Annotated in this window: 19 protein-coding genes and 1 riboswitch; of the genes, 12 read left to right on the top strand and 7 right to left on the bottom strand. The window is 57.2% G+C overall.

What is annotated here, in order from left to right:
- A complete protein-coding gene (gene rfaE2 / locus NBV64_RS16515; protein WP_250756165.1) occupies nt 1-483 on the top strand; it encodes a D-glycero-beta-D-manno-heptose 1-phosphate adenylyltransferase in 483 nt (160 codons plus the stop codon).
- A 133-nt stretch (nt 484-616) separates the two neighbouring features.
- On the opposite strand, the gene NBV64_RS16510 is transcribed toward rfaE2, so the two are convergent.
- The 5 genes from NBV64_RS16510 to NBV64_RS16490 all read right to left on the bottom strand — a co-directional run bounded on the left by NBV64_RS16510 (nt 617) and on the right by NBV64_RS16490 (nt 5078).
- A complete protein-coding gene (locus tag NBV64_RS16510) occupies nt 617-1939 on the bottom strand; it encodes a TolC family outer membrane protein (protein WP_088452020.1) in 1323 nt (440 codons plus the stop codon).
- Between the two features lie 15 nt (nt 1940-1954).
- Nucleotides 1955-2635, bottom strand: a complete 681-nt coding sequence (locus tag NBV64_RS16505; protein WP_009458702.1) for a protein-L-isoaspartate O-methyltransferase family protein — start codon at nt 2633-2635, stop codon at nt 1955-1957.
- 74 nt (nt 2636-2709) lie between these two features.
- Complete coding sequence (locus NBV64_RS16500) at nt 2710-3405, bottom strand: 5'-methylthioadenosine/adenosylhomocysteine nucleosidase (RefSeq protein WP_250756164.1); 696 nt, start codon at nt 3403-3405, stop codon at nt 2710-2712.
- A gap of 40 nt (nt 3406-3445) precedes the next feature.
- A complete protein-coding gene (thiD, locus tag NBV64_RS16495; protein WP_022983636.1) occupies nt 3446-4264 on the bottom strand; it encodes a bifunctional hydroxymethylpyrimidine kinase/phosphomethylpyrimidine kinase in 819 nt (272 codons plus the stop codon).
- 7 nt (nt 4265-4271) lie between these two features.
- Nucleotides 4272-5078, bottom strand: a complete 807-nt coding sequence (locus NBV64_RS16490) for a thiazole synthase (protein ID WP_009458704.1) — start codon at nt 5076-5078, stop codon at nt 4272-4274.
- A 595-nt stretch (nt 5079-5673) separates the two neighbouring features.
- On the opposite strand from NBV64_RS16490, the gene NBV64_RS16485 reads away from it, so the two are divergent.
- From NBV64_RS16485 to NBV64_RS16435, 11 genes are all read left to right on the top strand, one after another.
- Complete coding sequence (locus tag NBV64_RS16485; RefSeq protein WP_009458705.1) at nt 5674-6015, top strand: hypothetical protein; 342 nt, start codon at nt 5674-5676, stop codon at nt 6013-6015.
- Nucleotides 6016-6125: 110 nt separating this feature from the next.
- Nucleotides 6126-6464 (top strand): hypothetical protein, encoded by a 339-nt coding sequence (locus NBV64_RS16480; RefSeq protein ID WP_179136473.1) that lies wholly within the window; start codon nt 6126-6128, stop codon nt 6462-6464.
- Nucleotides 6461-7399 carry a CorA family divalent cation transporter gene (locus tag NBV64_RS16475; RefSeq protein WP_009458707.1) on the top strand — a complete coding sequence of 313 codons (939 nt, stop codon included), beginning with the start codon at nt 6461-6463 and terminating at the stop codon, nt 7397-7399. The genes NBV64_RS16480 and NBV64_RS16475 overlap by 4 nt, the downstream gene beginning before the upstream one ends.
- Before the next feature lie 43 nt (nt 7400-7442).
- On the top strand, nt 7443-7742 hold the full coding sequence (locus NBV64_RS16470) for a hypothetical protein (protein WP_009458709.1): 300 nt from the start codon (nt 7443-7445) through the stop codon (nt 7740-7742).
- Nucleotides 7743-7745: 3 nt separating this feature from the next.
- On the top strand, nt 7746-8699 hold the full coding sequence (locus NBV64_RS16465; protein ID WP_250756163.1) for a magnesium transporter CorA family protein: 954 nt from the start codon (nt 7746-7748) through the stop codon (nt 8697-8699).
- A complete protein-coding gene (locus NBV64_RS16460; protein WP_250756162.1) occupies nt 8696-9598 on the top strand; it encodes a CorA family divalent cation transporter in 903 nt (300 codons plus the stop codon). Before NBV64_RS16465 ends, NBV64_RS16460 begins: the two co-directional genes overlap by 4 nt.
- 145 nt (nt 9599-9743) lie before the next feature.
- Entirely contained in the window at nt 9744-11462 is a 1719-nt protein-coding gene (locus NBV64_RS16455; protein ID WP_250756161.1) for a porin, read from the top strand.
- Nucleotides 11463-11850: 388 nt separating this feature from the next.
- Nucleotides 11851-12168: a hypothetical protein gene (locus NBV64_RS16450; protein ID WP_009458715.1), complete on the top strand. Its 318-nt coding sequence runs from the start codon at nt 11851-11853 to the stop codon at nt 12166-12168.
- A gap of 280 nt (nt 12169-12448) precedes the next feature.
- Nucleotides 12449-12961: a sigma-70 family RNA polymerase sigma factor gene (locus NBV64_RS16445; protein ID WP_250756160.1), complete on the top strand. Its 513-nt coding sequence runs from the start codon at nt 12449-12451 to the stop codon at nt 12959-12961.
- A gap of 5 nt (nt 12962-12966) precedes the next feature.
- Nucleotides 12967-13944 (top strand): FecR family protein, encoded by a 978-nt coding sequence (locus tag NBV64_RS16440; protein WP_250756159.1) that lies wholly within the window; start codon nt 12967-12969, stop codon nt 13942-13944.
- Between the two features lie 63 nt (nt 13945-14007).
- Nucleotides 14008-16431, top strand: a complete 2424-nt coding sequence (locus NBV64_RS16435) for a TonB-dependent siderophore receptor (protein ID WP_250756158.1) — start codon at nt 14008-14010, stop codon at nt 16429-16431.
- A gap of 18 nt (nt 16432-16449) precedes the next feature.
- On the opposite strand, the gene NBV64_RS16430 is transcribed toward NBV64_RS16435, so the two are convergent.
- Both NBV64_RS16430 and NBV64_RS16425 read right to left on the bottom strand, forming a co-directional pair.
- On the bottom strand, nt 16450-17421 hold the full coding sequence (locus tag NBV64_RS16430; protein ID WP_250756157.1) for an ABC transporter substrate-binding protein: 972 nt from the start codon (nt 17419-17421) through the stop codon (nt 16450-16452).
- 187 nt (nt 17422-17608) lie between these two features.
- The gene (locus NBV64_RS16425) at nt 17609-19474 is read right to left on the bottom strand and encodes a TonB-dependent receptor domain-containing protein (protein ID WP_239054690.1); all 1866 of its coding nucleotides are present in this window, start codon (nt 19472-19474) and stop codon (nt 17609-17611) included.
- A gap of 70 nt (nt 19475-19544) precedes the next feature.
- A riboswitch (cobalamin riboswitch) is annotated at nt 19545-19709 on the bottom strand.
- Between the last annotated feature and the right edge of the window lie 33 nt (nt 19710-19742).

The following is a 19742-nucleotide window of genomic DNA, read 5'->3' as shown; positions in this document are numbered from 1 at the left end:
ATGAGCGCACGTTTCGAGGCCAAGGTGATGGGTCTGGATGCCTTGCGTGAAGCGGTGGAGCAGGGGCGCCTGGAGCGCCCGCTGGTCTTTACTAACGGTGTGTTTGATATTTTGCATCGTGGGCATGTCAGCTACCTGGACGAGGCTGCCCAATTGGGTGCCTCGCTGATTGTCGGTGTGAATACCGATGCCTCGGTGCGCCGTCTGAACAAGGGGCCGGAGCGCCCCATCAATCCCGAGCAGGATCGCGCTGCCTTGCTGGCTGCGCTGGCCTGCGTGGATGCGGTGGTCTTGTTTGACGAGGACACGCCCGAAGCCTTGATCGCGGCGCTGCGTCCGGACTTGATCGTGAAGGGCGGCGACTACGATATGGAAGCCTTGCCTGAAACGGCTTTAGTGCGTAGCTGGGGTGGCGATGCAGTCGCGATTCCCTTCGAGTTCCAGCGTTCCACGACAGCACTGGTCAAGAAGCTGCGCGACTAAAAGCGCAGGACAAATTGATGTGTTGAATCCCGGCTTGGTCCGGGATTTTTTTGCTTCTAAGTAGTGAGCTCGAGGTTCTGCTTTTAAAGGCCAGATTGCGGTGCCTAGCCTGTATTTTTTGCCAGCGCAGGCTTCAGGACGCCGGTTCAAGCAGATCGTTGACAGCACGCAGATCGTTTTCGTTCAAGGTGCCGCTGGCTGCTTTCAGGCGCAGGCTGTTCATCAGAACTTCGTAACGCGCTTGGGCCAAGCTGCGTTGCGCTTCATACAACTGCTGTTGGGCATTGAGTACATCGATGTTTACACGTACACCGACCTCGTAAGCCAGCTTGTTGGCCTCCAGGGCGTCCTGACTGGATTTGGTGGCTGCTTCCAGTGCCTGCACACGGACCAGACCTGTGGTGACGCCAGAGAAGTACTGGCGCGTCTGCTGGATGGATTGCTGAATAGCGAACTGATGATCGTAGCGGGCCTGTTGCAGGCGCGAGCTTTGTTCGCGTACTTGCGAGCTGGTTTCACCACCACGGAAAATCGGGATGCTTAACTCCAGACCTAAAGCGCTGTTCAGCGAACGTGGGCCACCGCCCGCTTGGCCAAACAGAGTCTGGTCGCTACCGCTGCCGGTTTGGGCTTTCAGGGCCAGGGTGGGCTCGTGCAGGGCCTGGGTGCTTTTCAACTGCTCTTCGGCAGCACGGGCCTTGATATCAGCCAGTGCCACGGTCAAGCCGGATTGGCTGGACTGATCCAGCCAGTCTTGCAAATTCGCAGGCTGCGGGGCGGGAAGACGCAAAGGCTCGCGCAGGCGCGCCAGCGTGTCATAACGCTCCAGCGTCAGCGCAGCCAGCTTGTCCTGAGCCACTTGCAGGGCATTTTCAGCCTGCAAGACGCCAGCCCGGGTCAGGTCCAGGCGCGATTTGGCTTCGTAGGTATCGGTAATCGTGGTGCCACCCAGCTGAAAGTTCTGATCAGCAGCACGTAATTGCTCGTCAATGGCGGCTTGCTGGGCTTTCAGGGTAGACAGCGTATCTTGCGCAGCCAGCACATCAAAATAGCTTTGGCTGACGCGCAGCATCAAATCTTGCCGATCCAGCGTCAGCTGAATATCCGCACCCTGCGCCAGTAATTGGGCACGTTCGTAACGGGCCCAGGCATTACGGTTGTACACGGGTTGGCTCAGCGTCAAGGTCCAGGCAGCTCGGTCACTGGAATGCTGATTGGACAGCTTGCTGGTTTGACGCCGCTCTTGTAGTTCGGCTGTGCCGATGGCGCTTATCTGCGGCAACAGTTGTGCCCGGCTTTGGGGTACTTGTTCCTGATCGGCTTGATGCGCAGCTTGCGCAGCGCCAAACTGCGGTTCATGTGCCAGGGCCTGGTTCCAGGCCTGCAGCAGATCTTGCGACTGGGCGGTGCTACTTAAGGCAAGCAGCGAAAGCAATGCCAGGCGCAAGGGAGTCATGAACCGCATATGTGCTTAAAAGCGGAATTGCGAAACGGCGGTGCCGCGCAACGGTTTGATCCAGGTGTCGAACAGGGGTGTAGTCTCGAAGCTGGCCGCGCTGGTGCGAGTAATACGTACAGCCGTCATGACCGGGTTTTGACCGACCACTACAACCAGACGACCGCCGATACAGAGCTGGTACTTCAAAGCATCAGGAATGGTGGGCACGGAGCCGGTGACCAGAATGGCGTCGTACTCGGTGGTGCCCCAGCCTGCGTGCGCGTCACCCACTTCAACCTTGACGTTGCGCACATTGTTGCGCTGCAGGTTTTCCTGGGCGAAAGCGGCCAGTTTGCTGTCAATTTCGATGGAGGTAACTTGTTGGGACAGGTGAGCCAGCAAAGCAGCCTGGTAGCCCGAGCCGGTACCAATTTCGAGCACACCGTCGCTAGGCTGCAGCAGCAGCTCTTGAGTCAGACGGGCTTCGACTTTGGGCGAGAGCATGGTCTCATGCGTGTCCACGGCATTGATGATCAGTGGCAGCTCGGTGTCCGAAAAGGCCGAAGGGCGCAAGGACGAGGGAACAAAGCGTTCGCGCTGGACCTCGACCAATGCTTGCAGCACTTTTTCGTCGGATACGTTCCAGGGACGGATTTGTTGTTCCACCATGTAGTAACGGGCACGTTCGAGTTCAGACAGCGCAAAATGGTTCATAGCTTCCAGAAAACTAAAGGCTTGGCAAAGAGCCGATTATAAGCCAGCACATCGATAAAGATGCGCAGTTGGGCTTAGCAGGACGGCACCATTGCATGGAGCAAGGTGCTGGCGTTGTTGACGGCAATGGGCAAGAAGGTATCAAAATCCATGTGCGCTTCACTGTTGGCATTGTCTGAAATACTGCGTATGCAGACAAAAGGTACCTTGTTCAGATAGCACACCTGGGCAATGGCGCCACTTTCCATTTCGCAGGCTAAAGCGTTGAAGGTGGCGCTTAACCACTGTATTTTATCGTTACATGCGATAAATTGGTCGCCGGTAACAATTCGGCCCGTGTGGACCTGATGGCCTTCGATCTGCTGGGCGGCGGTTTGAGCCACGGTCAGCAGGGCGGGATCGGCGGGGAAATCGAAGGCATCCAGACGGAAAACCTGTCCCGGCGCCAGACCCAGGGCTTTCAGTTCCACATCGTGCTGGACCAGGGTATCGGCAATGACGATATCGCCCGGCCGGATGCTGGGCTCAACCGCACCCGCAATGCCGATATTGATAATGCTGCCCACGGCAAATTCCGAGATCAGCATCTGGGTGCAGGCGGCGGCGTTGACCTTGCCCACGCCGCAAACCACGGCCACAACGGGCTTGCCCAGATAGCTGCCGCGATGAAAATCCATGCCGGCGCGCTGGATGGTCTGGGGCTCTTGCAAGCGCTCCAGCACAATCTCCAGCTCTTCGCGCATGGCGACAATAATTCCAAGTGTAGACATAAGACAAGGGCCTCCAAGCGGCCCGATCAAACGGCACGTATCAGGACGATGGCCACAGTTTATGGAAGTGATGCACCGGACCATGTCCGCTGCCCACTGTCAGTTCACCCGAACGGGCAATGGCTTCGTACAAGTACTTTTTGGCAGCCAGAGCAGCGTCAGGCACATTGCTGTATTGGGGTAGCAGGGCGGCCAGCGCAGCCGACAAGGTGCAGCCGGTGCCGTGCGTATTGGCAGTATCAATACGTTTGGCGGGCATTTCGATCATCTTGTCGCCATCGTGCAGCAGGTCTATGCAGTCCGAACCGGGCAGGTGACCGCCTTTCAGGAAGACCCAGCGTTGATCGCTGTGATTCATCAGGCGACGCAGACGCTCGGCAGCCTGACGCATTTCCTTGACGGTTTCTACCGGGCGGGCGTCCAGCAGGACACCGGCTTCGGGCAGATTGGGCGTGATCATGGTGCACTGGGGCACTAACTGTTCACGCAGGGCATGGACGGCCGATTTTTCCAGCAGATGATCGCCGCTTTTGGCGATCATTACCGGGTCCAGCACCAGATGCCTGGGTTTGAAGTGAGCCATGCGCTCGGCCACCACGGTGGTGACGGCCTCCTGGCCCAACATGCCGATCTTGACACCATCAATGCGCACATCGGCAAACAGCGTATCAATCTGCTGGCGCACAAAGTCGGCAGGAACCGGGCTGATACCGGTTACCCCTTGAGTATTTTGTGCCGTCAAAGCGGCAATCACAGCGGTGGCATAAGCACCCAGGGCGCTCATGGCTTTGACATCAGCCAGAATACCGGCGCCGCCGGAGGGGTCAACCCCGGCAATGGTCAGCGTGTTGGGAATCATGTCTCAATCAGGTACGGGAGTGAATCAGCCCTTCGGTGGGGGAGCTGGGGTCGGCATCGTAGTATTTGCGGGGCACACGGCCAGCCAGATAAGCCTGACGACCGGCTTGTACAGCCAGGTTCATGGCGCTGGCCATCATCACAGGCTGGCGGGCACCGGCAATGGCGGTGTTCATCAGGACACCATCACAGCCCAGTTCCATGGCAATGGCCGCATCCGAGGCTGTACCGACACCGGCATCGACCAGCACAGGCACCTTGCTCTGATCGATGATCAGGCGCAGGTTCCAGGGGTTGATGATGCCCATGCCCGAACCGATCAGGGAGGCCAGGGGCATGATGGCGACACAGCCAATGTCTTCCAGCATACGAGCCTGGATAGGGTCGTCGGCGCAATACACCATCACATCAAAGCCTTCATCCACCAGGGTTTTGGCGGCTTTCAAGGTTTCGGGCATATTGGGGAACAGATTGCCGGAGTCGCCCAGCACTTCCAGTTTGACCAGTTTGTGGCCGTCCAGCAGTTCGCGGGCCAGACGCAAGGTACGCACGGCGTCCTCGGCGGTATAGCAACCCGCGGTGTTGGGCAGCAGGGTGTATTTGGAGGGGGGCAGGTAATCGAGCAGATTGGGCTCGTTGGCGTTCTGGCCGATATTGGTGCGGCGAATGGCCACCGTCACAATTTCAGCGCCGCTGGCTTCAATAGCCTGACGAGTTTCATCAAAATCTTTGTATTTACCGGTGCCTACCAATAGCCGGGATTGGTAGCTGGTTCCGGCCAGGATAAAGGGATCGTTGTTCACTGTTTGGGTCATGGTGGTGCTTTGTTGCGCATCCGTCTTTGTTGACGGATAAAGAATTGGTTTTTTGCAGGGCAAACACTGCAAGAATAATCCATTTGGCCGGTGCCCGCAGGAAAACCCGTATGCCGGCTTGCTGGTGTGCGATAGGGATTTGGCTCGGGCAGGGGGCTGGCCACGGATGCGAGCGCGATTGGCCTGTGGCTGTGGCAAATATATACCTTGGCATATTCGCCTTATGTTTAAGGCCATGCGCAAGGCCCCAATGCAGGCTGGCCCTGCCAGGGTTGCGATGCGAAAATTCTGTTGTTCCTCAAGAACGGGATTTTTATTGAGGGATCCGTAGATTTCATCCGTTCTTTCTGTTTTATCGCTCGGACACAAGCCTCAGGTGCTGATGTACCTGGGGCTTGAGTTCGATTGGCATTGTTTGATTGTTAAAGGAGCACGTTCTTGGGCCCTGACCCTGAATCTGAAAGACGCACATTTGCGTTGCGCCCCGCGTTTCATGTCCGCATGAAACCCCATTGCGAATTGAGCACCGGCTCCAGGTTCTTCACGGTCTAAGACGTGTGGGGCGCTTCTGTGGCCGTGTGCCCAGGAGAATCTCATGCTGTTTTCCCGCCCTCACGATAGCTTGCAGCGCGCTTTGCGTATGGCTGTCGCCACTTACCGCCCTGTCGCCGTGTGCGACTTGCTGGCCTCGCACGGCACCCTGGCTTTTGCCCAGGCCTTGCCCGAGCTTTCGGCTCGTGTCCGCGCCGATGTTCTGGCCATGCTTCCCGAGTTTGATCGCAGTCAGGTCTACAACGCCATGCATACCGGCGTGCGAGTAGGGCATTTGGGTCGCCGCCGCACTCATGGCCCGTCGCCCAGCCTGTTCACCCTGTTCCCGCACCGCTACGGCACGCAGGACTGGCTGCGTGAGTATCGCCAGCCCCAGCGCTCTTGAGCACTGGACCCTACCCTTTTTCTGTTCAACCTGTCACAGCAGACCAGCCCATGCGGGGTTCGCACCGTCATGGACGGCTGCTGTGGCTTTCATCAACCCAAAAGAGTGCTATGCCGCAAACCATTCCCTCTTCCTTGAGCAGCAAACCGTATCAGGACAACTCGCTGGCCGCCCAGGTCTGGACCCGCTCGGCGCGTCGCCCCAGTGTTGCACCGCTCAAGGGTCGCAAGCGTTGGTCGCGCTACGAGCGTCTGTCCTTTTCCATGCTGCTGTCTTCGTGGGGCATTTTGATTGTGGTGGTGAGCTGGCTGTTTTTCAGCAACTCGCACCTGGAAACCCGGACCAGTTCTACCTCCGGCTCGCATTCCAGCTTTTACATGGGTACCACGACGCCGTCGCCCGATGCGTCCAGCACCCAAGAGACCCGTTCTGATGGAGATCAACAATGACGGACCAAGGTAAAACGCCGCCGCTCTTTGGCAACGACGGCCAGCCCAATAACTGGATGCGCATCAGCATCCATGCCACCGAGCAGATCAGTGGCCTTCGTAAAAAGCTGGGCGTGGAAATTCCACAGACCTTGCAGAACAGTCCCACACAGGAAGGCCCCTTCAGCTTTGTGCCTGTGACGTTTCTGAACGTGGACAAGGGTCAGAAGAAAGCCAGCCGTGTGGTGTTCATCCTGAGCCGCGAAGCCTTGGTGTCCATTGAACCTGATCCCAGCCCCAAGCCACTGGCCCAGGCCCTGCAGCGCTTGCAGCGTGATGGTCGGGAGAACGACGCCTTTGAAAGCTTTGCGGTGATTTTGCAATCCATTAACGATGCCACCGATGAACTGCTGGACTCCCTGAGCCACGATCTGGGCAAGGTGCTGACTCAGACCAACGCCGTGCTCAACAGCCTGGAAACCAAGGACCGGGACTTTGGCGTCAGTGATGTGGTCTCCACCCAGATGGATTTGAGCGAAGTAGAAGAACTCTTGTCCGACTGCCTGGAAAGCCAATTGCAGCTGGCCATGGCTGCTCGTCATGCCCTGGCGCGTTTACCCGCAGATCAGGAAAAACTGAAGCCTGTTTTTCATACCCTGATCGACGACATCGAGGCCGTGGAAAAGCAGGTGAACTTTGTGCACGACCGCGTCCGCCTTTTGCAGACCACCAACAATATGGCGCTGAACGTGAAGCAGAACCAGATTGTGAAAGTGTTCTCGGTGGTGACCGCCGTGTTCCTGCCCGCCATGCTGATTTCAACCTACTACAGCATGAACTTTGCCTATATGCCGATTCTGCAATGGGAGCACGCCGAGATAGTGGGGATTATTTCCACCGCCTTGTTCTCCATGTTGCCGCTGATCTATGTGAAACACCGGGGCTGGCTGCGCTAGAGCGCGCTGCCTTTGATACTTAAATGAATGGGAAGAATTTCGTATGTTGAACACACTGAAAAGCAGTACCGAGGTGGCAACGGCAGGCTCGGATAAATTACGCGGACTGGTCTGGAATGAAGACTTGAGCCTGCAGTCGGACTCCAACGCGGCCGTCCAGCAGCGCCGTCAGGCCATTGACCGGGCGCGTGCCAACCGCCCACGCACCGCGCATATCGAGCGCGAAATCATGATTGCGGTGGTGGTGCTGTACATCCTGATTCTGGGCAGTTTTGCCGGTCTGCATTTGTATGGCCACTACATGGTTTCCCCGGAAGCGGAACAGGTACAAAGCGAGGACTAAGCCATGACTGAAAAAAAACAGGGGGGCGCGGTGGTGTCCAGCCTGAGCGACAAGCGCGGGCAAAAAACGGCATGGTTGCAGCTGTCGGCCAGCCGGCACGATGAACTGGCCGAGGCGCAAGCCAAACTGGGCCTGGACCTGAGCGTCAAACGGGGCCGTGCTGCCGCGGAAGAAGCGGGCTTTATTCTGATTCCCGTGGAGATGGTGATACGTCAGGGCCAGCAGTACCGCGAAACCAGCCTGCTGTTCGTCTTGAGCAAGGACCGCCTGATCAGCGTGGAGCAGGACGTGCGGGTTGATACCTTGGAGCGTGTCAGCCAGCAGTTGAACGCCAGGGTAGAGGCCGGGCACGCCGTGCCCAGTCCCGCTTCAATTCTGTTCATGATCCTGCAGGCTCTGAACGACCAGGCTCGTGCCACGATTTCCGATATTGCCGGGCGTCTGGACGAACGCAGCGATACGGTGGCGGCAGCCAGTGGCGGCTTTGATACCTCCGGCCGTCAGGCCGGGGTGGCGGATATTGCCAGTACCGCCATCGGTCTGGGAGAGGCCGAGGAGTTGGTCGCCAAAACCGTGGAAGGGCAATTGATGCTGGCTCGCGCAGGCCGTTGGCTGCGTCGTACGCCCGGTGGCGAAAGCGCAGAGAACCTGTCCATGTTGCTCTCCGACATTCAAAGCTTGCGTCGTTATGCCCGCTTTCAGCACAACAAGATCCGCAACTTGCAGCAGTCCTTGATGACCACGCTGGATTTGAAGCAGAACCAGGTGATCAAGGTCTTTACAGTGGTTACTGCAGTGTTCTTGCCGCCTACGCTGATCGCGGCGTTTTACGGCCAGAACTTTGCCAATATGCCCGAGCTGGAAATTATCGGTGGCGAGTGGCTGGTCATGGGCATGACCGCCGTATTTGCCTTGGCTCCCTTGGCCTATGTAAAGCGTAAAGGGTGGATGCGATGACGGCCCGTTTCAAGGATATGGCTTCCTGGCGGCGCTTGCAGGCCCCTGACCGTCAGGCGCTGGAAGATCTGGGCAAGTTGTATCGCGTGGATTTGCTGCCACAAGCCCAGGCTAGCCTGGGGATGGCCACACGCATACGCTGTGTGCGTGTGAGTGACGAACAGATGCAGGTGTCTGACCTGATCTGGTGTTTGGGGCAGGACGATCAGCCTTTGTATACCGTGGAAACTGGCCATCGTCTGCTGCGTCCCGGCCAGGCTCTGGAGCGCTTGAGTGCCCAGGAAATGTCCTTGGCCAGCTCCCATGCCCTGGCTTTGACTTTGCTGTATCAATTGCTGGCGCAGACCTCGCAAGTGCTGGACCGTATTGATCAGGGCCTGAGTGTCTCGACCCTGTCCTTGCGCGGCTTTCTGTCCAATGTCGGCACGGACTATTCGCGCGGTGCCGAGGACATGATTGCTCTGGACAGTCATATGGCAACCCTGCACAAACCGCTGTCTCATGTGATGCATTCCATTGACGATCTGGAGCAGGCCGCACAACGCTTGCGCCGCTGGGTGTATCAGGAAAAAAGCCTGGAGTTGAGCCGAGTGGACGAGCTGATTGCCGCCATTGAAGGCATGCAGCGCCGTGCTCATTTCGCCATTGAACGCCAGCGTTTTCATTGGCGTGCCGCCGGAGAGTCCGTGGCCATGAGCGACCTGAACGTGACCAAGGTCTTTACGGTGCTGTGGGCCTTGCTGGTGCCCGGTACAGCCCTGATCAACTGGTACGGTCAGAACTTCCATGTCATGCCCGAGTTATCTTGGGAGGGCACCATGTGGGTGCAGTTGGTGACCGTGTTGGTGTTGACGGCGGTACCGATCTGGACAATCAAGAAATCGGGCGCGTTGCGTTAAGGGGGAGTGCTGTGTGCTGGCCCGGTTAGGCGCTAACTCCTACCCGAATCAATTCGCGATTTTTGTCTTTCCACTGCGACGGTAAACACATCCCTAACCTTTCAGAGCGGGGTGGCCGTCCCTGCACCAATGTGTAGAGGTACCCATGAATGCAAGCCGGTTTTTCCATCCCGATCACAGCGCCGTCGTACACCAGAGCCCGGTGCGTCTGGTACGCCGCGCCCACTGTGCGCTGAGCTACTACGCCACCCGCAGCGTGCCACAGGTGCTGCAAGCCTTGAATACCCAGCGCCATGGCCTGGCCTTTGATGAAGTGTTGCGCCGTCTGATACAGAACGGCCCCAATCAAGTACGGGTACTGCGTTCCAGCCCCGCTGATCTGACCCAAGTGGTCCAGACCATGAAAAAACAAACCTGTCAGGTGCGCCGCGATTTGACCATGTACGATCTGGCACGGGATCACCAGTCCCGCGTGCCGGCTCGTATGCTCGTGACTGGCGATATCGTGCTGTTGTCTGCCGGTGATTACGTGCCGGCGGATCTGCGCTTGATCCATCAGGATCACCTGATTCTGAACCGCGCCATTTTGCAGGCCGCACCCGATACTTGCGCCATGGGCGACCGGGTTGTGGCCGGGACCGCACAAGGTGTGGTGGTGGCGACGGGTAATCAAACCTTGTTAGGAGTTCTGATGCGTGAACCTGTTCCTGTGGCCTGCGGCTGGCGTCGTGTGCTGGAGTGCAGTCCTTTTCAATTGGGCAAAGCCGCTTCTTTGGCAGCTGGCGTGGCCCTGTTTGGTCTTGCAGGAGCGCTGATGATGCCCAGCCACAGCCATGCTGAAACCTCGGTGCAGCTCTATGGCACTTTGGATGCCGGTTTGGGTTGGACTCGCGTGAGCGGCGAAGGCTCGCAGCGCGACGTGTTAAGCGGTGGGCAGACGGACTCGCTGTGGGGGATTCGCGGCCATGAGGATCTGGGCGATGGGCTGCGTGCCACCTTCAATCTGGAAAGCGGTATTGATCTGGCTACAGGCCGGGCCGAGGATTCCGAGCGTCTGTTCAACTATCAGGCCTGGCTGGGTCTGGGCAGTGATAACTGGGGTGAGCTGCGTTTTGGGCGCCAGTACACCGTGGGCCAGGAATTTGTCTCTGCCATTGAAGTGGGTTCCTGGAAAGACTTTGGTATGGGCGCTTTGATGCGTGCCTCGGACAACTACCAGATCTCCAATCAGTTCAGCTGGCGCAGCCCGGAATGGGCGGGTATGCAGTTAGGCGCCAGCTATAGCGCGGATGTGGGCGAGCAGGGCCTGGGAGGGTCTCGCAGCAAACTCTATAGCCTCGCTTTGCGCTACGAGGACGGCCCCTGGCTGTTGGGGGCCAGTTACGAGAGCTTGAGTCGTGTCGAGTCCCATCGTCCTACGGCCTGGCAATTGGGTGCGAGCTATGACTTTGAGGTAGCCCGTCTTGCAGCTGGCTGGAGCCGTCAGAGCAATGGCTTTGTGGGCCTGAATGGTGATGATGGTCCTGCCCATCTGCAAGACAAGGGCTTGGAAGGCTTGGGCCCGGCGGAGTTCATCAACGGTGGCCGACTGGACACCTGGTATGTGGGCACGGCGATTCCTGTAGGCAAGGGCGAGTTCCAGCTGCAATGGTCTTTGGGCCGTCCGAACTGGACCTGGGAGGATACCGATGAGCGCGCACGTCGCATTCAGGTGATGTCTGTGGGCTACGTGCATGCCTTGTCGCCCCGCACCAGCGTCTATGCCTTTGCGGCTCAAGGACGTCGCTTTGATATGGAAACGGCAGCCAGTGCCAGCGAACCGCGTAGCAGCCGTGTGGCTTTGGGTGTGACGCATCACTTCTAATGAAATGGCCGGTTTCCTGCACCTGAGTCCGTGTTCTTACTGGCCCTGGCGCAGGAAGGTCGGGCAGGGCTGAGTGCTTGTGAGGACGGCTCAGGAGACATATCCCTAAGTATAAATTTGATGTCTGCAAGGCGATGGAAAGTGTGCCAATGCCTGGCAGACAAGCCCACACTCAGATGCGAAAATACTGTTGGTGCAAAAACCGTTGCACCTTCTTTTTTAACTACTCACGTTTAAAAGTAAATGGACCCTGATCCTTCTTTATGGCTTTGTTCCTGTAAAGGACAAGCCTCCTTAATGACCAGTCAATTGGACACTGGACCACAAAGCGGCTCCCTCTGATGAGGTGAGCACTCTTTCTGGACCCCTGTGTCCGAAGGAGAATGCTATGTTCCGCCTCAACCTGTTTCGTTCCGCCCCACACAACAACGCTCTGCAAGACGCTCTGCGCCTGGCCGCATCCCGCCAGCGTCAAGGCTACCTGCTGGAGCTGCTGCAAACCCACGGCGCTCGCGAGTTTGCTTACGCACTTAATGACCTGTCCGGTCGCACCATTGAAAATGCACTGTCCACACTGCCTACCGTGGAGCGCAGCCAAGTCCTCAAGCATCTGTCCCGTCGTGCCAAAGCCCGTCTGAACGATGTAGAAGGCTTTCGCTACCAACCCACTCATGCCGTGCTGACACTGCCTTCTTTTGTGATGTAAGAGCTTGGCAGATGCCCCTGACATTCGGGGCGTAACCCGGCGCCGCGGCAATGATCTGTGCAGAGATCGTTGGGCGGGCATGGCTTTATAGCTATGCCCGCCTTTTTGATTGCAGCCTGAACGCACTTCTTTTTTTTACGGCCCTGCAGGGCGAACAGTTGTTTTCATCGATGATCTGTCGTGAGCAGACGACGCTTGCGACGCTCGCAATCAGAATCCCCGTCTTTTCATGTCATAATTTTGGAATGAGAATGATTATTGATTAGTTTAATCAGGGTCTATGGACTATCCGTCAGCGCCCATAGGGATGGGAGATTTCTATCAAGATCACCGTAGCTGGTTGTTGCGGTGGTTGCGCGCGCGTCTGCATTGCAGCTTTACGGCGGAAGATCTGGTTCAGGACACCTTTGTGCGTCTGCTGTTGGCCCCCTCTACCGTTCATCATTTACGTCATCCTCGTGCGTTTTTGGCTGCCACGGCCAGAAGGCTGTTAATTGATCGCAGCCGACGCATGGCGGTTGAGCAAGCCTATCTGGAAGCCTTGGAGGCGACCTTGGCCGAAGGGGCGCAAGCACCCTCGGCAGAGCAGTGCGCCCAAACCCTGGAGGCGCTGGCCTTGTTGGCTCAGGCTTTGGACGAGTTGCCCGCGCGGGCTCGCATGGTGTTCCTGAGCTGCTATCTGGATGGGGAAACGCAATCAAGCGTGGCCAAGAGCTTGGGGGTTAGCGAACGCACTGTGCGTAATGATCTGGTGCAGGCTTTGCTCCATGTTCAGACCTTGATTCCAGCTTGAGCCCCATGTCCAACGAGGAGATAGAGCGACAGGCCGCCCAATGGGTTGTGCTCTTGTCTGATCCCGAACAATTCACCGAACAGGCCCAAGCCGAATTCATGGCCTGGCGTGCGCAGGACCCGCGTCACGAAGCGGCGGCCGCAGGTATGGAAGCGGTCTTGGGCAGAGTCAGAAAACTGGCGGTACAGGCCAATACCACCCCTGGCCGTAGTGCGCTGGATGCAGGATTGTCGGCGCGTCCCAAGCTGTTGCGTGATTGGCGTCAGGGCATGATGCTGCTGCTCTGGGCTGTGGTGTTTATTTTGCCGATTCTGGTCTTTGTATTGCCCTGGTCCAATCAGTCCGTACAGACCGCTGCCGGAGAATGGCGCATTGTGGTGCTGGAGGATGGCACTCGTTTGGAGTTGGCCGGAGCATCACAGGTCAAGATTTTGTATAGCAAGCAGTACCGGGATATTGAGCTGCTGGAAGGGCAGGTCCGGGTGGTGGTGATCAAGCAGCCGGATCGACCCTTGCGGGTCTTGAGCAGCCAGGCGGTATCGCAAGCCTTGGGAACTGAATTTATTGTGCAGGAACAGCCGCAAGGCACGCTGTTGACGGTACTGTCGTCTCGGGTGCTGGCTTATCCGCGCCCCCAGGGCCCGCAAGCCGCTCGCGAGTTGGGGCCCGGCGATCAGGTACAAATTAATGCGCAAGGCCTGGGGGCGAACCGCCAGACCGATGTAAGCCGTGTCATGCGCACTTGGGATCAGCGGCAGTTGCTTCTGGAACATGTGCCTTTGACGCAGGCTCTGGAGCAGATCACCCGCCAGTACTCCGGCAAAACACAGATCAATCCGCAAGGTATGGAAGGTTTGACGGTCAGCGCTGTCTTGCCTGCAGACAAGCCCTTGTCGGCTCTGGCTTTGCTAAAGGACTTGTATCCCCGATTGCAGGTGCAGAACATGTCAGACCAAGGATTGATGATTAATTTCAGGCCTTGATTGCCGCTTTTTTGAGCTCGTGCGTCTTTAACAGATAGACCTTGCCAAAGAAGGAGAGATTTCATGGTCCCGAAGAATGCGCCGCCTTTGGCGCTTGTGAAGACGCCGTTCATGCCCAATACCTGCCGCCGCCTGCTGGGCTTAGCCTTTGTAGGGGCCTTGATGCTGAGCGTGGCGCCGGCCTCGGCCCAGACAACCCAAGCCTACGCGCTGGAAGCCGGGGATCTGGCCAGCCGCTTGAGCCAGTTCGCTCAACAGGCCGGGGTAGCGCTGGTGATGGATTCCTCCCGATTGCAGGGTTTGCGCGCTCCGCGCTTGCAGGGACAGTATTCCGTGCAGGATGGCTTTGCCGCCTTGCTGGCTGGGCAGCCGTTTCAGGTGCAAAGCCGGGATCATGGCTATGTCTTGATTGCCTTGCCCGATGGCGACACCTTGGCGGATGACGCCAGTGTGCAGTCTTTGGCCAGTATTGAAGTACGTCGCAATGCGCTGGGCGACATTACCGAAGGTTCAGGCACGTATGCAGCGGGCACGATTGCCACGGCAACCCGTTTGCGTCTGACTCCGCGTCAGACGCCGCAGGCCATCAGCGTGACTACACGCAAGAAGATGGACGACTTCAACCTGACCAGTATTGATGACGTTGTGCGCCATACACCCGGCCTGAGCATCATTACTTATGACAGCGAGCGTACCGTTTACGAAGCACGCGGTTTTGGTGTCCAGAACTTCCAATATGATGGCATCCCTACCTTGCGCGATTCACCATACTCGGCAGGCCATTCGCTCACGGACACAGCGATTTACGATCGTGTCGAGGTATTGAAAGGCGCCTCCGGTTTGCTCACTGGCAGTGGGACCCCAGGCGCGACTATTAATATGATTCGTAAAAAGCCGACGCACGAGTTTCAGGGATATGCCAGTGCGGGCTTGGGCTCCTGGAACAATTACCGCAGTGAAGCGGATTTCTCCGGCCCTTTGAACGAGTCAGGTTCGCTACGTGGCCGTCTGGTTGGTGCCTATCAGGACAAAAAGAGCCATTTGGACCACTACCAGCGTCAGACTTTGGTGTTATACGGCATCGTTGAAGCAGACCTGACACCGGATACCCGCTTGACCCTGGGTGCAGATTTGCAGGACAACGATCCCAAAGGATCAACCTGGGGGGGCATCCCGATTTATGACGCGCAGGGCCACTTCAACGAGATGGACCGTTCCTTTAATAACGGTACGCGCTGGAGTCGCTGGAACCAGTACACCCGTTCGGCCTTTGCCACTTTGGAGCATGAGTTCGACAGTGGCTGGATGGCCAAGGTGCAGCTCAATCGCTTGGTCAATGGTTATGACTCTGAGCTGGCGGCTGCGGCCGCTGGTAACCCTGATCCTTTGACCGGAAAAGGTGTGTCGCTATGGTCCGGGCGCTACGTGGGCAAGACGGTCTCGAACACGGCTGACTTCTATGCGACCGGCCCCTTTGAACTGTTCGGACGCGAGCACGAGTTGGTGGTTGGGGGCGGCGTATCGCGCCGTCGCTGGACCAATGCGTCTTACGGTGAAAACAGTAATACCGATGTCTCGAATTACTACGAATGGGACGGTCGCTGGCCGCGCATGAACTGGAAGCATCTGGGCGATGATCGTGAAGTGACACGAGAAAATGGTTTGTACGTCAGCACGCGCCTGAACCTGCGCGATGACTTGAAGCTGCTGCTGGGTACACGCTATGCCAACTACAACAAGCTGGATATGCGTGAAACGGGTGTATGGGTGCCTTACTTTGGCGCTGTGTATGACCTGAACGACAACTTCTCGGTGTATGCCAGCTACACCAATATCTTTCAGCCCCAAGATTTGCAAGACGAGGGCGGTCGTACTCTGGATCCCTTGCGAGGCGATAACTACGAGGTCGGTGTCAAAGGCGAATTCATGGGCGGCCGTTTGACGTCCAGCCTGGCTTACTTCCAGCTGCGTCAGGATAACTTTGGCAAGGAAACGGGGGGGCGCACACCGTCGGGGGGTATCGCTTATGAGGCCACTCAAGGTGTGCGTACTCATGGCGTAGAGCTGGAAGTGGCCGGTCAGCTAACGCCGCAATGGCAGATGCATGCAGGCTATGCCTACAAGCTGTCGCGCCGCGATGGTGAAAAGGTGTCGACCCTATCGCCTGAACACCAGTTCAACATCTATACCACCTACGATTTCGAGGGCGACTTGAATGGCCTGACCTTGGGCGGCGGTGCACGTTGGCAAAGCAAGACCTGGGGCGATGTCAGTCGACCCGGATCGCCGGGTAAGGTGCGGCATACTGTCTCGGGGTACTGGCTGGTAGATGCGATGGCGCGCTATCGCTTCAACAAAAATTTGTCGGCCACTTTTACCGTCAATAACTTGTTCGACAAGCGCTATTACTCCATGTTCTCCTGGTACAGCACCTATACCTGGGGCGAACCGCGCAACATGATGCTGGCGGTGAAGTATCAGTTCTAAGCCGAAGTAGAAAACCGCTCAGGATACCTGGGCTCGATAGCGATCCAGTTGCTCGCACAGTTCGCGAGTCGCCTCTATCAGCCTGGGGCCGGGGCGGTACAGCGCATCCGGGTTCAGGTTCAGCAAGGCGTGGGGACTTAGCCCCAGATGCTTTTCCCAGAACAGGTGGCGGGCGCGTAGTTGGGCCGGATCACGGTAGGCCATGATGACCACTTGCGGGCGCTTGTGCAGCACGTCTTCCAGGCTGATGGTGGGGGCGACGGCAGCATGGCGAGCGTAGATGTTTTGCGCTTTGCAGGTGGTCAGCACATCTTGAATCAAGGGATCGCGCGCCAAGGTGTACAACGGCTCGGAGCCGATTTCCAGAAACACGCTGACCGTCTCGCCCAAGCGGCTGTTCTGGCGCAGGGCGGCAATCTGATTGTCCAGCAAAGCAGCCATCGGCACGGCGACCTCCGCCGTGTCCAGGCTGTCTCCAGCCAGACGGACAAAGGCGGGAATATCGTCCAGTTTTTCAGGGGCGGCAAAGATCAGGCTGATATGGGTTTGCTGTAGCTGGCGCTGTAATTCAGGGCCGATCTGGTTGGCTTGCCAGGCCCAGACCTGATCAGGCTTTAGCTCCAGCAGCCGTTCCGGGTTTACGCGCAAGGCGTCCCCAATGCGGGGCAAATCCTTGGCGGCAGGCGGGTAGTCACTGGAACTGTCTACGGCGATCAAGTGCTCTTGGGCACCGGCGGCAAACAGAATTTCAGTGATGTGAGGGGCCAGACTAATCGCGCGGGCTGGAGCGACAGTTTGTGGGGGTTGGACTGCTTGCCCTGTCGCGGCTTTTTGTACCGTTTTATCTTGCTGCTTGCTCTGTACTTCTTGAGTGCTTTGCTTTGTTCTTTGCTCTGTGCGTGTCTGTGTCTGTGTCTGTGTCTGTGTCTCGGGCTGTGCTTGAGACTGCGCCTGTGACAGCAGCGGGTCTTGCTCTTGCGCTTGCGTCAAGATGGGCAATCCCAAAAGCAGGGCGAACAGGCAAAGCAAACCCCATAGCCCCAATCCGCTCCAGACAGAGCGCTTTGAGTGCTGAAGACGACAAGTCGCAGGCAAAGAGGGCATCGTGCGCCTTTAAGTAAATGGCGCGGCTCTTGTGCAGATCCGCGCCAAAATCAAGCAAAGCTGATTTTACTGATTACATGCGCCAGGCAAAGTTCAGGAACACGCTGGAGCCGGCGTTGTTATAGCCCAGACGAGCCAGGGTGTAGTCCTTGTCCAGCACGTTGTTCCAACGCAGTTGGGCTTCCAAGCTGGAGGTCAGCGGGTAGCTGGCGGTCAGGTTCAACAGGCCGTAACTGCCCAAGCGTTCAGTGTTGTCGCTGTTTGCAAAGCGGTGTGAGGCGAATAAATATTCCGCCCCAGTTTTCAGCGCTCCAAACTTTTGCTCCACGGCCACTTTGTAGTTTTGCTTGGCACGGCGCACCAATTGCTTGTCGGTGTTTCTATCTTTTGGGTTAGTGAAGTCAGCACTGGCGCTCAGTGTGGTATCGCCCAGTTGTGTCATAGCCGTTAAGGTCAGGCCAGTGATACGTGCTTTTTCAGTGTTTGTCGTCGTGCAGTCGAAATTGGCATCACAGGCATAGGTATTGATCAGGTCGTTGATGCGGTTTTGGTAGACCACCAAACCCAGTTCAGTGGTGTCATCCGTGTAGCGGATATGACCTTCCACGTTGCGGGATTTTTCCGGTTTGAGGTTGGGGTTGCCCGAAAAACTACCGACCGTATATGCCGCGTAAGGGGTGTAGAGGTCTGCAAAAGTTGGTGCACGAAAACCTGTGTTAGCGGCCAGACCCACTGTCCAGTTGTTGGTGACATCCAGGTCGTAGCCCAGACCACCTGTTACTTTATGGCCATATCCGCTGATATTGTCATTACGTACGCTAGCTTGCAGGTGGTGTTGATTAATATCTCCACGGTAAATCAGAGCAAACGCGTTGGTGTTGCGCTGGTCATTATTGTGTACGGAGGTGTGTGTCATGCGCTCTTCCAGACGCTCGGCCAGCAAGGAGACAGTGTGACCTTGCGCAAACATTAGGTCATTCTGCCAGCTGTATTGGCGTTGCAGTGTGGAGTAGCGAGCAGCATAGGCGCGGTTTTCTACCGTCTCTTTGCTCAGTGAGGCGCTTAGACGGCTGGTCCACAGTTCAGTCAATTTGTTCGTGCTAGTCAGGCCGTAGGCTTGCTGACGTGTTTGGGTGCTAGGGGTGCGGGAAGTGAACGTCCCGTTGTCAAACTGGCCGTCCATGTAGCTGTTGATAGCGGTTAGGCCCAGATGCTGGCCTTGTGCCCACTCGTAACCCAAGGAACCGCTGAGCCCGTGTTGGGTGTAGCCGTTTTTGTCTGGGTTGTAGGTGTAAATACCTGCAAGTGGGTTAGTAGCATTAAAGCCATCGCTTGTGCCGTAGCTGGAGGCCAGGCTGTAGTCCCAACCTTGAGACGCACCCGAAAACCCGGCGCTCGCTTTGAAGGTGTCTTGCGACCCAATGCCAACATTCCCCCAGGCGCTCAAGGCACGGTCACCGCCACCTTTTTTGGTGATGATGTTAATGACACCACCAATAGCATCTGCGCCATACAGGCTGCTACCTGCTCCACGCACAATTTCAATACGTTCGATTAACGCTGGGTCCAAGGCTTGCCAGTTCACCGAACCACTGGTGGAACTATTGATGCGCATACCGTCTATCATGACGCGCGTATGTTGTGGGTTGGTGCCGCGTAAATAGACCCCACTAACGGTTTGAGGGCCGCCCTCGGTGTAAATCTCCACCCCAGGCTGACGCTGCAAAATTTCAGCCACACTGCTTTGACCTGCTTTCTGCAAGGTTTCCTGATCAATCACCGTCACGTCACCCACCACGTTTTTCAGTGGCTGAGCCATGCGGCTAGGGGTAACAACAATTTGATCCAGTTTGGCGACAGGGGCAGTTTGGGCCGTGGCGATCAAAGGCAGGGCGCCCGCCAGGGCGACCATCAAAGGTCTGATGGACAGTAGTGTCATGGAGATTCCTGTGAGATGTGCGTCCCCGCACATCAGTAAGCGAAGCCGCCCACCGTGGGACGGCCATGAATTCAGGGTCGAGAAGCAGGCTGGTGTCGGGCTTTGCGCGTAGCAGGTACCGTTGCGGGGGCAGCACGTTTGGCAGTTCCAGGGCGGAACCGCTCACGTTTCCCATTTGACTTTCCCAGGCCCAGGGCTACATGGGCCGGAAAGCACCTCTTTCCGAGCGGAAAATGTTACATGCCGCTGGGGCAAAGGTTAAGTGTTT

The organism is Alcaligenes sp. DN25, from assembly GCF_023674485.1.
GTDB classification, from domain to species: Bacteria; Pseudomonadota; Gammaproteobacteria; order Burkholderiales; family Burkholderiaceae_B; genus Alcaligenes; species Alcaligenes phenolicus.
Note: the sequence above shows the minus strand (reverse complement) of the source record. Positions and strands in the feature narration are given on the sequence as shown.

Coding starts and splice junctions, on each gene's coding strand:
- rfaE2 (WP_250756165.1), top strand. CDS start 1: ATGAGCGCACGTTTCGAGGCCAAGGTGATGGGTCTGGATGCCTTGCGT.
- NBV64_RS16510 (WP_088452020.1), bottom strand. CDS start 1,939: ATGACTCCCTTGCGCCTGGCATTGCTTTCGCTGCTTGCCTTAAGTAGC.
- NBV64_RS16505 (WP_009458702.1), bottom strand. CDS start 2,635: ATGAACCATTTTGCGCTGTCTGAACTCGAACGTGCCCGTTACTACATG.
- NBV64_RS16500 (WP_250756164.1), bottom strand. CDS start 3,405: ATGTCTACACTTGGAATTATTGTCGCCATGCGCGAAGAGCTGGAGATT.
- thiD (WP_022983636.1), bottom strand. CDS start 4,264: ATGATTCCCAACACGCTGACCATTGCCGGGGTTGACCCCTCCGGCGGC.
- NBV64_RS16490 (WP_009458704.1), bottom strand. CDS start 5,078: ATGACCCAAACAGTGAACAACGATCCCTTTATCCTGGCCGGAACCAGC.
- NBV64_RS16485 (WP_009458705.1), top strand. CDS start 5,674: ATGCTGTTTTCCCGCCCTCACGATAGCTTGCAGCGCGCTTTGCGTATG.
- NBV64_RS16480 (WP_179136473.1), top strand. CDS start 6,126: ATGCCGCAAACCATTCCCTCTTCCTTGAGCAGCAAACCGTATCAGGAC.
- NBV64_RS16475 (WP_009458707.1), top strand. CDS start 6,461: ATGACGGACCAAGGTAAAACGCCGCCGCTCTTTGGCAACGACGGCCAG.
- NBV64_RS16470 (WP_009458709.1), top strand. CDS start 7,443: ATGTTGAACACACTGAAAAGCAGTACCGAGGTGGCAACGGCAGGCTCG.
- NBV64_RS16465 (WP_250756163.1), top strand. CDS start 7,746: ATGACTGAAAAAAAACAGGGGGGCGCGGTGGTGTCCAGCCTGAGCGAC.
- NBV64_RS16460 (WP_250756162.1), top strand. CDS start 8,696: ATGACGGCCCGTTTCAAGGATATGGCTTCCTGGCGGCGCTTGCAGGCC.
- NBV64_RS16455 (WP_250756161.1), top strand. CDS start 9,744: ATGAATGCAAGCCGGTTTTTCCATCCCGATCACAGCGCCGTCGTACAC.
- NBV64_RS16450 (WP_009458715.1), top strand. CDS start 11,851: ATGTTCCGCCTCAACCTGTTTCGTTCCGCCCCACACAACAACGCTCTG.
- NBV64_RS16445 (WP_250756160.1), top strand. CDS start 12,449: ATGGACTATCCGTCAGCGCCCATAGGGATGGGAGATTTCTATCAAGAT.
- NBV64_RS16440 (WP_250756159.1), top strand. CDS start 12,967: ATGTCCAACGAGGAGATAGAGCGACAGGCCGCCCAATGGGTTGTGCTC.
- NBV64_RS16435 (WP_250756158.1), top strand. CDS start 14,008: ATGGTCCCGAAGAATGCGCCGCCTTTGGCGCTTGTGAAGACGCCGTTC.
- NBV64_RS16425 (WP_239054690.1), bottom strand. CDS start 19,474: ATGACACTACTGTCCATCAGACCTTTGATGGTCGCCCTGGCGGGCGCC.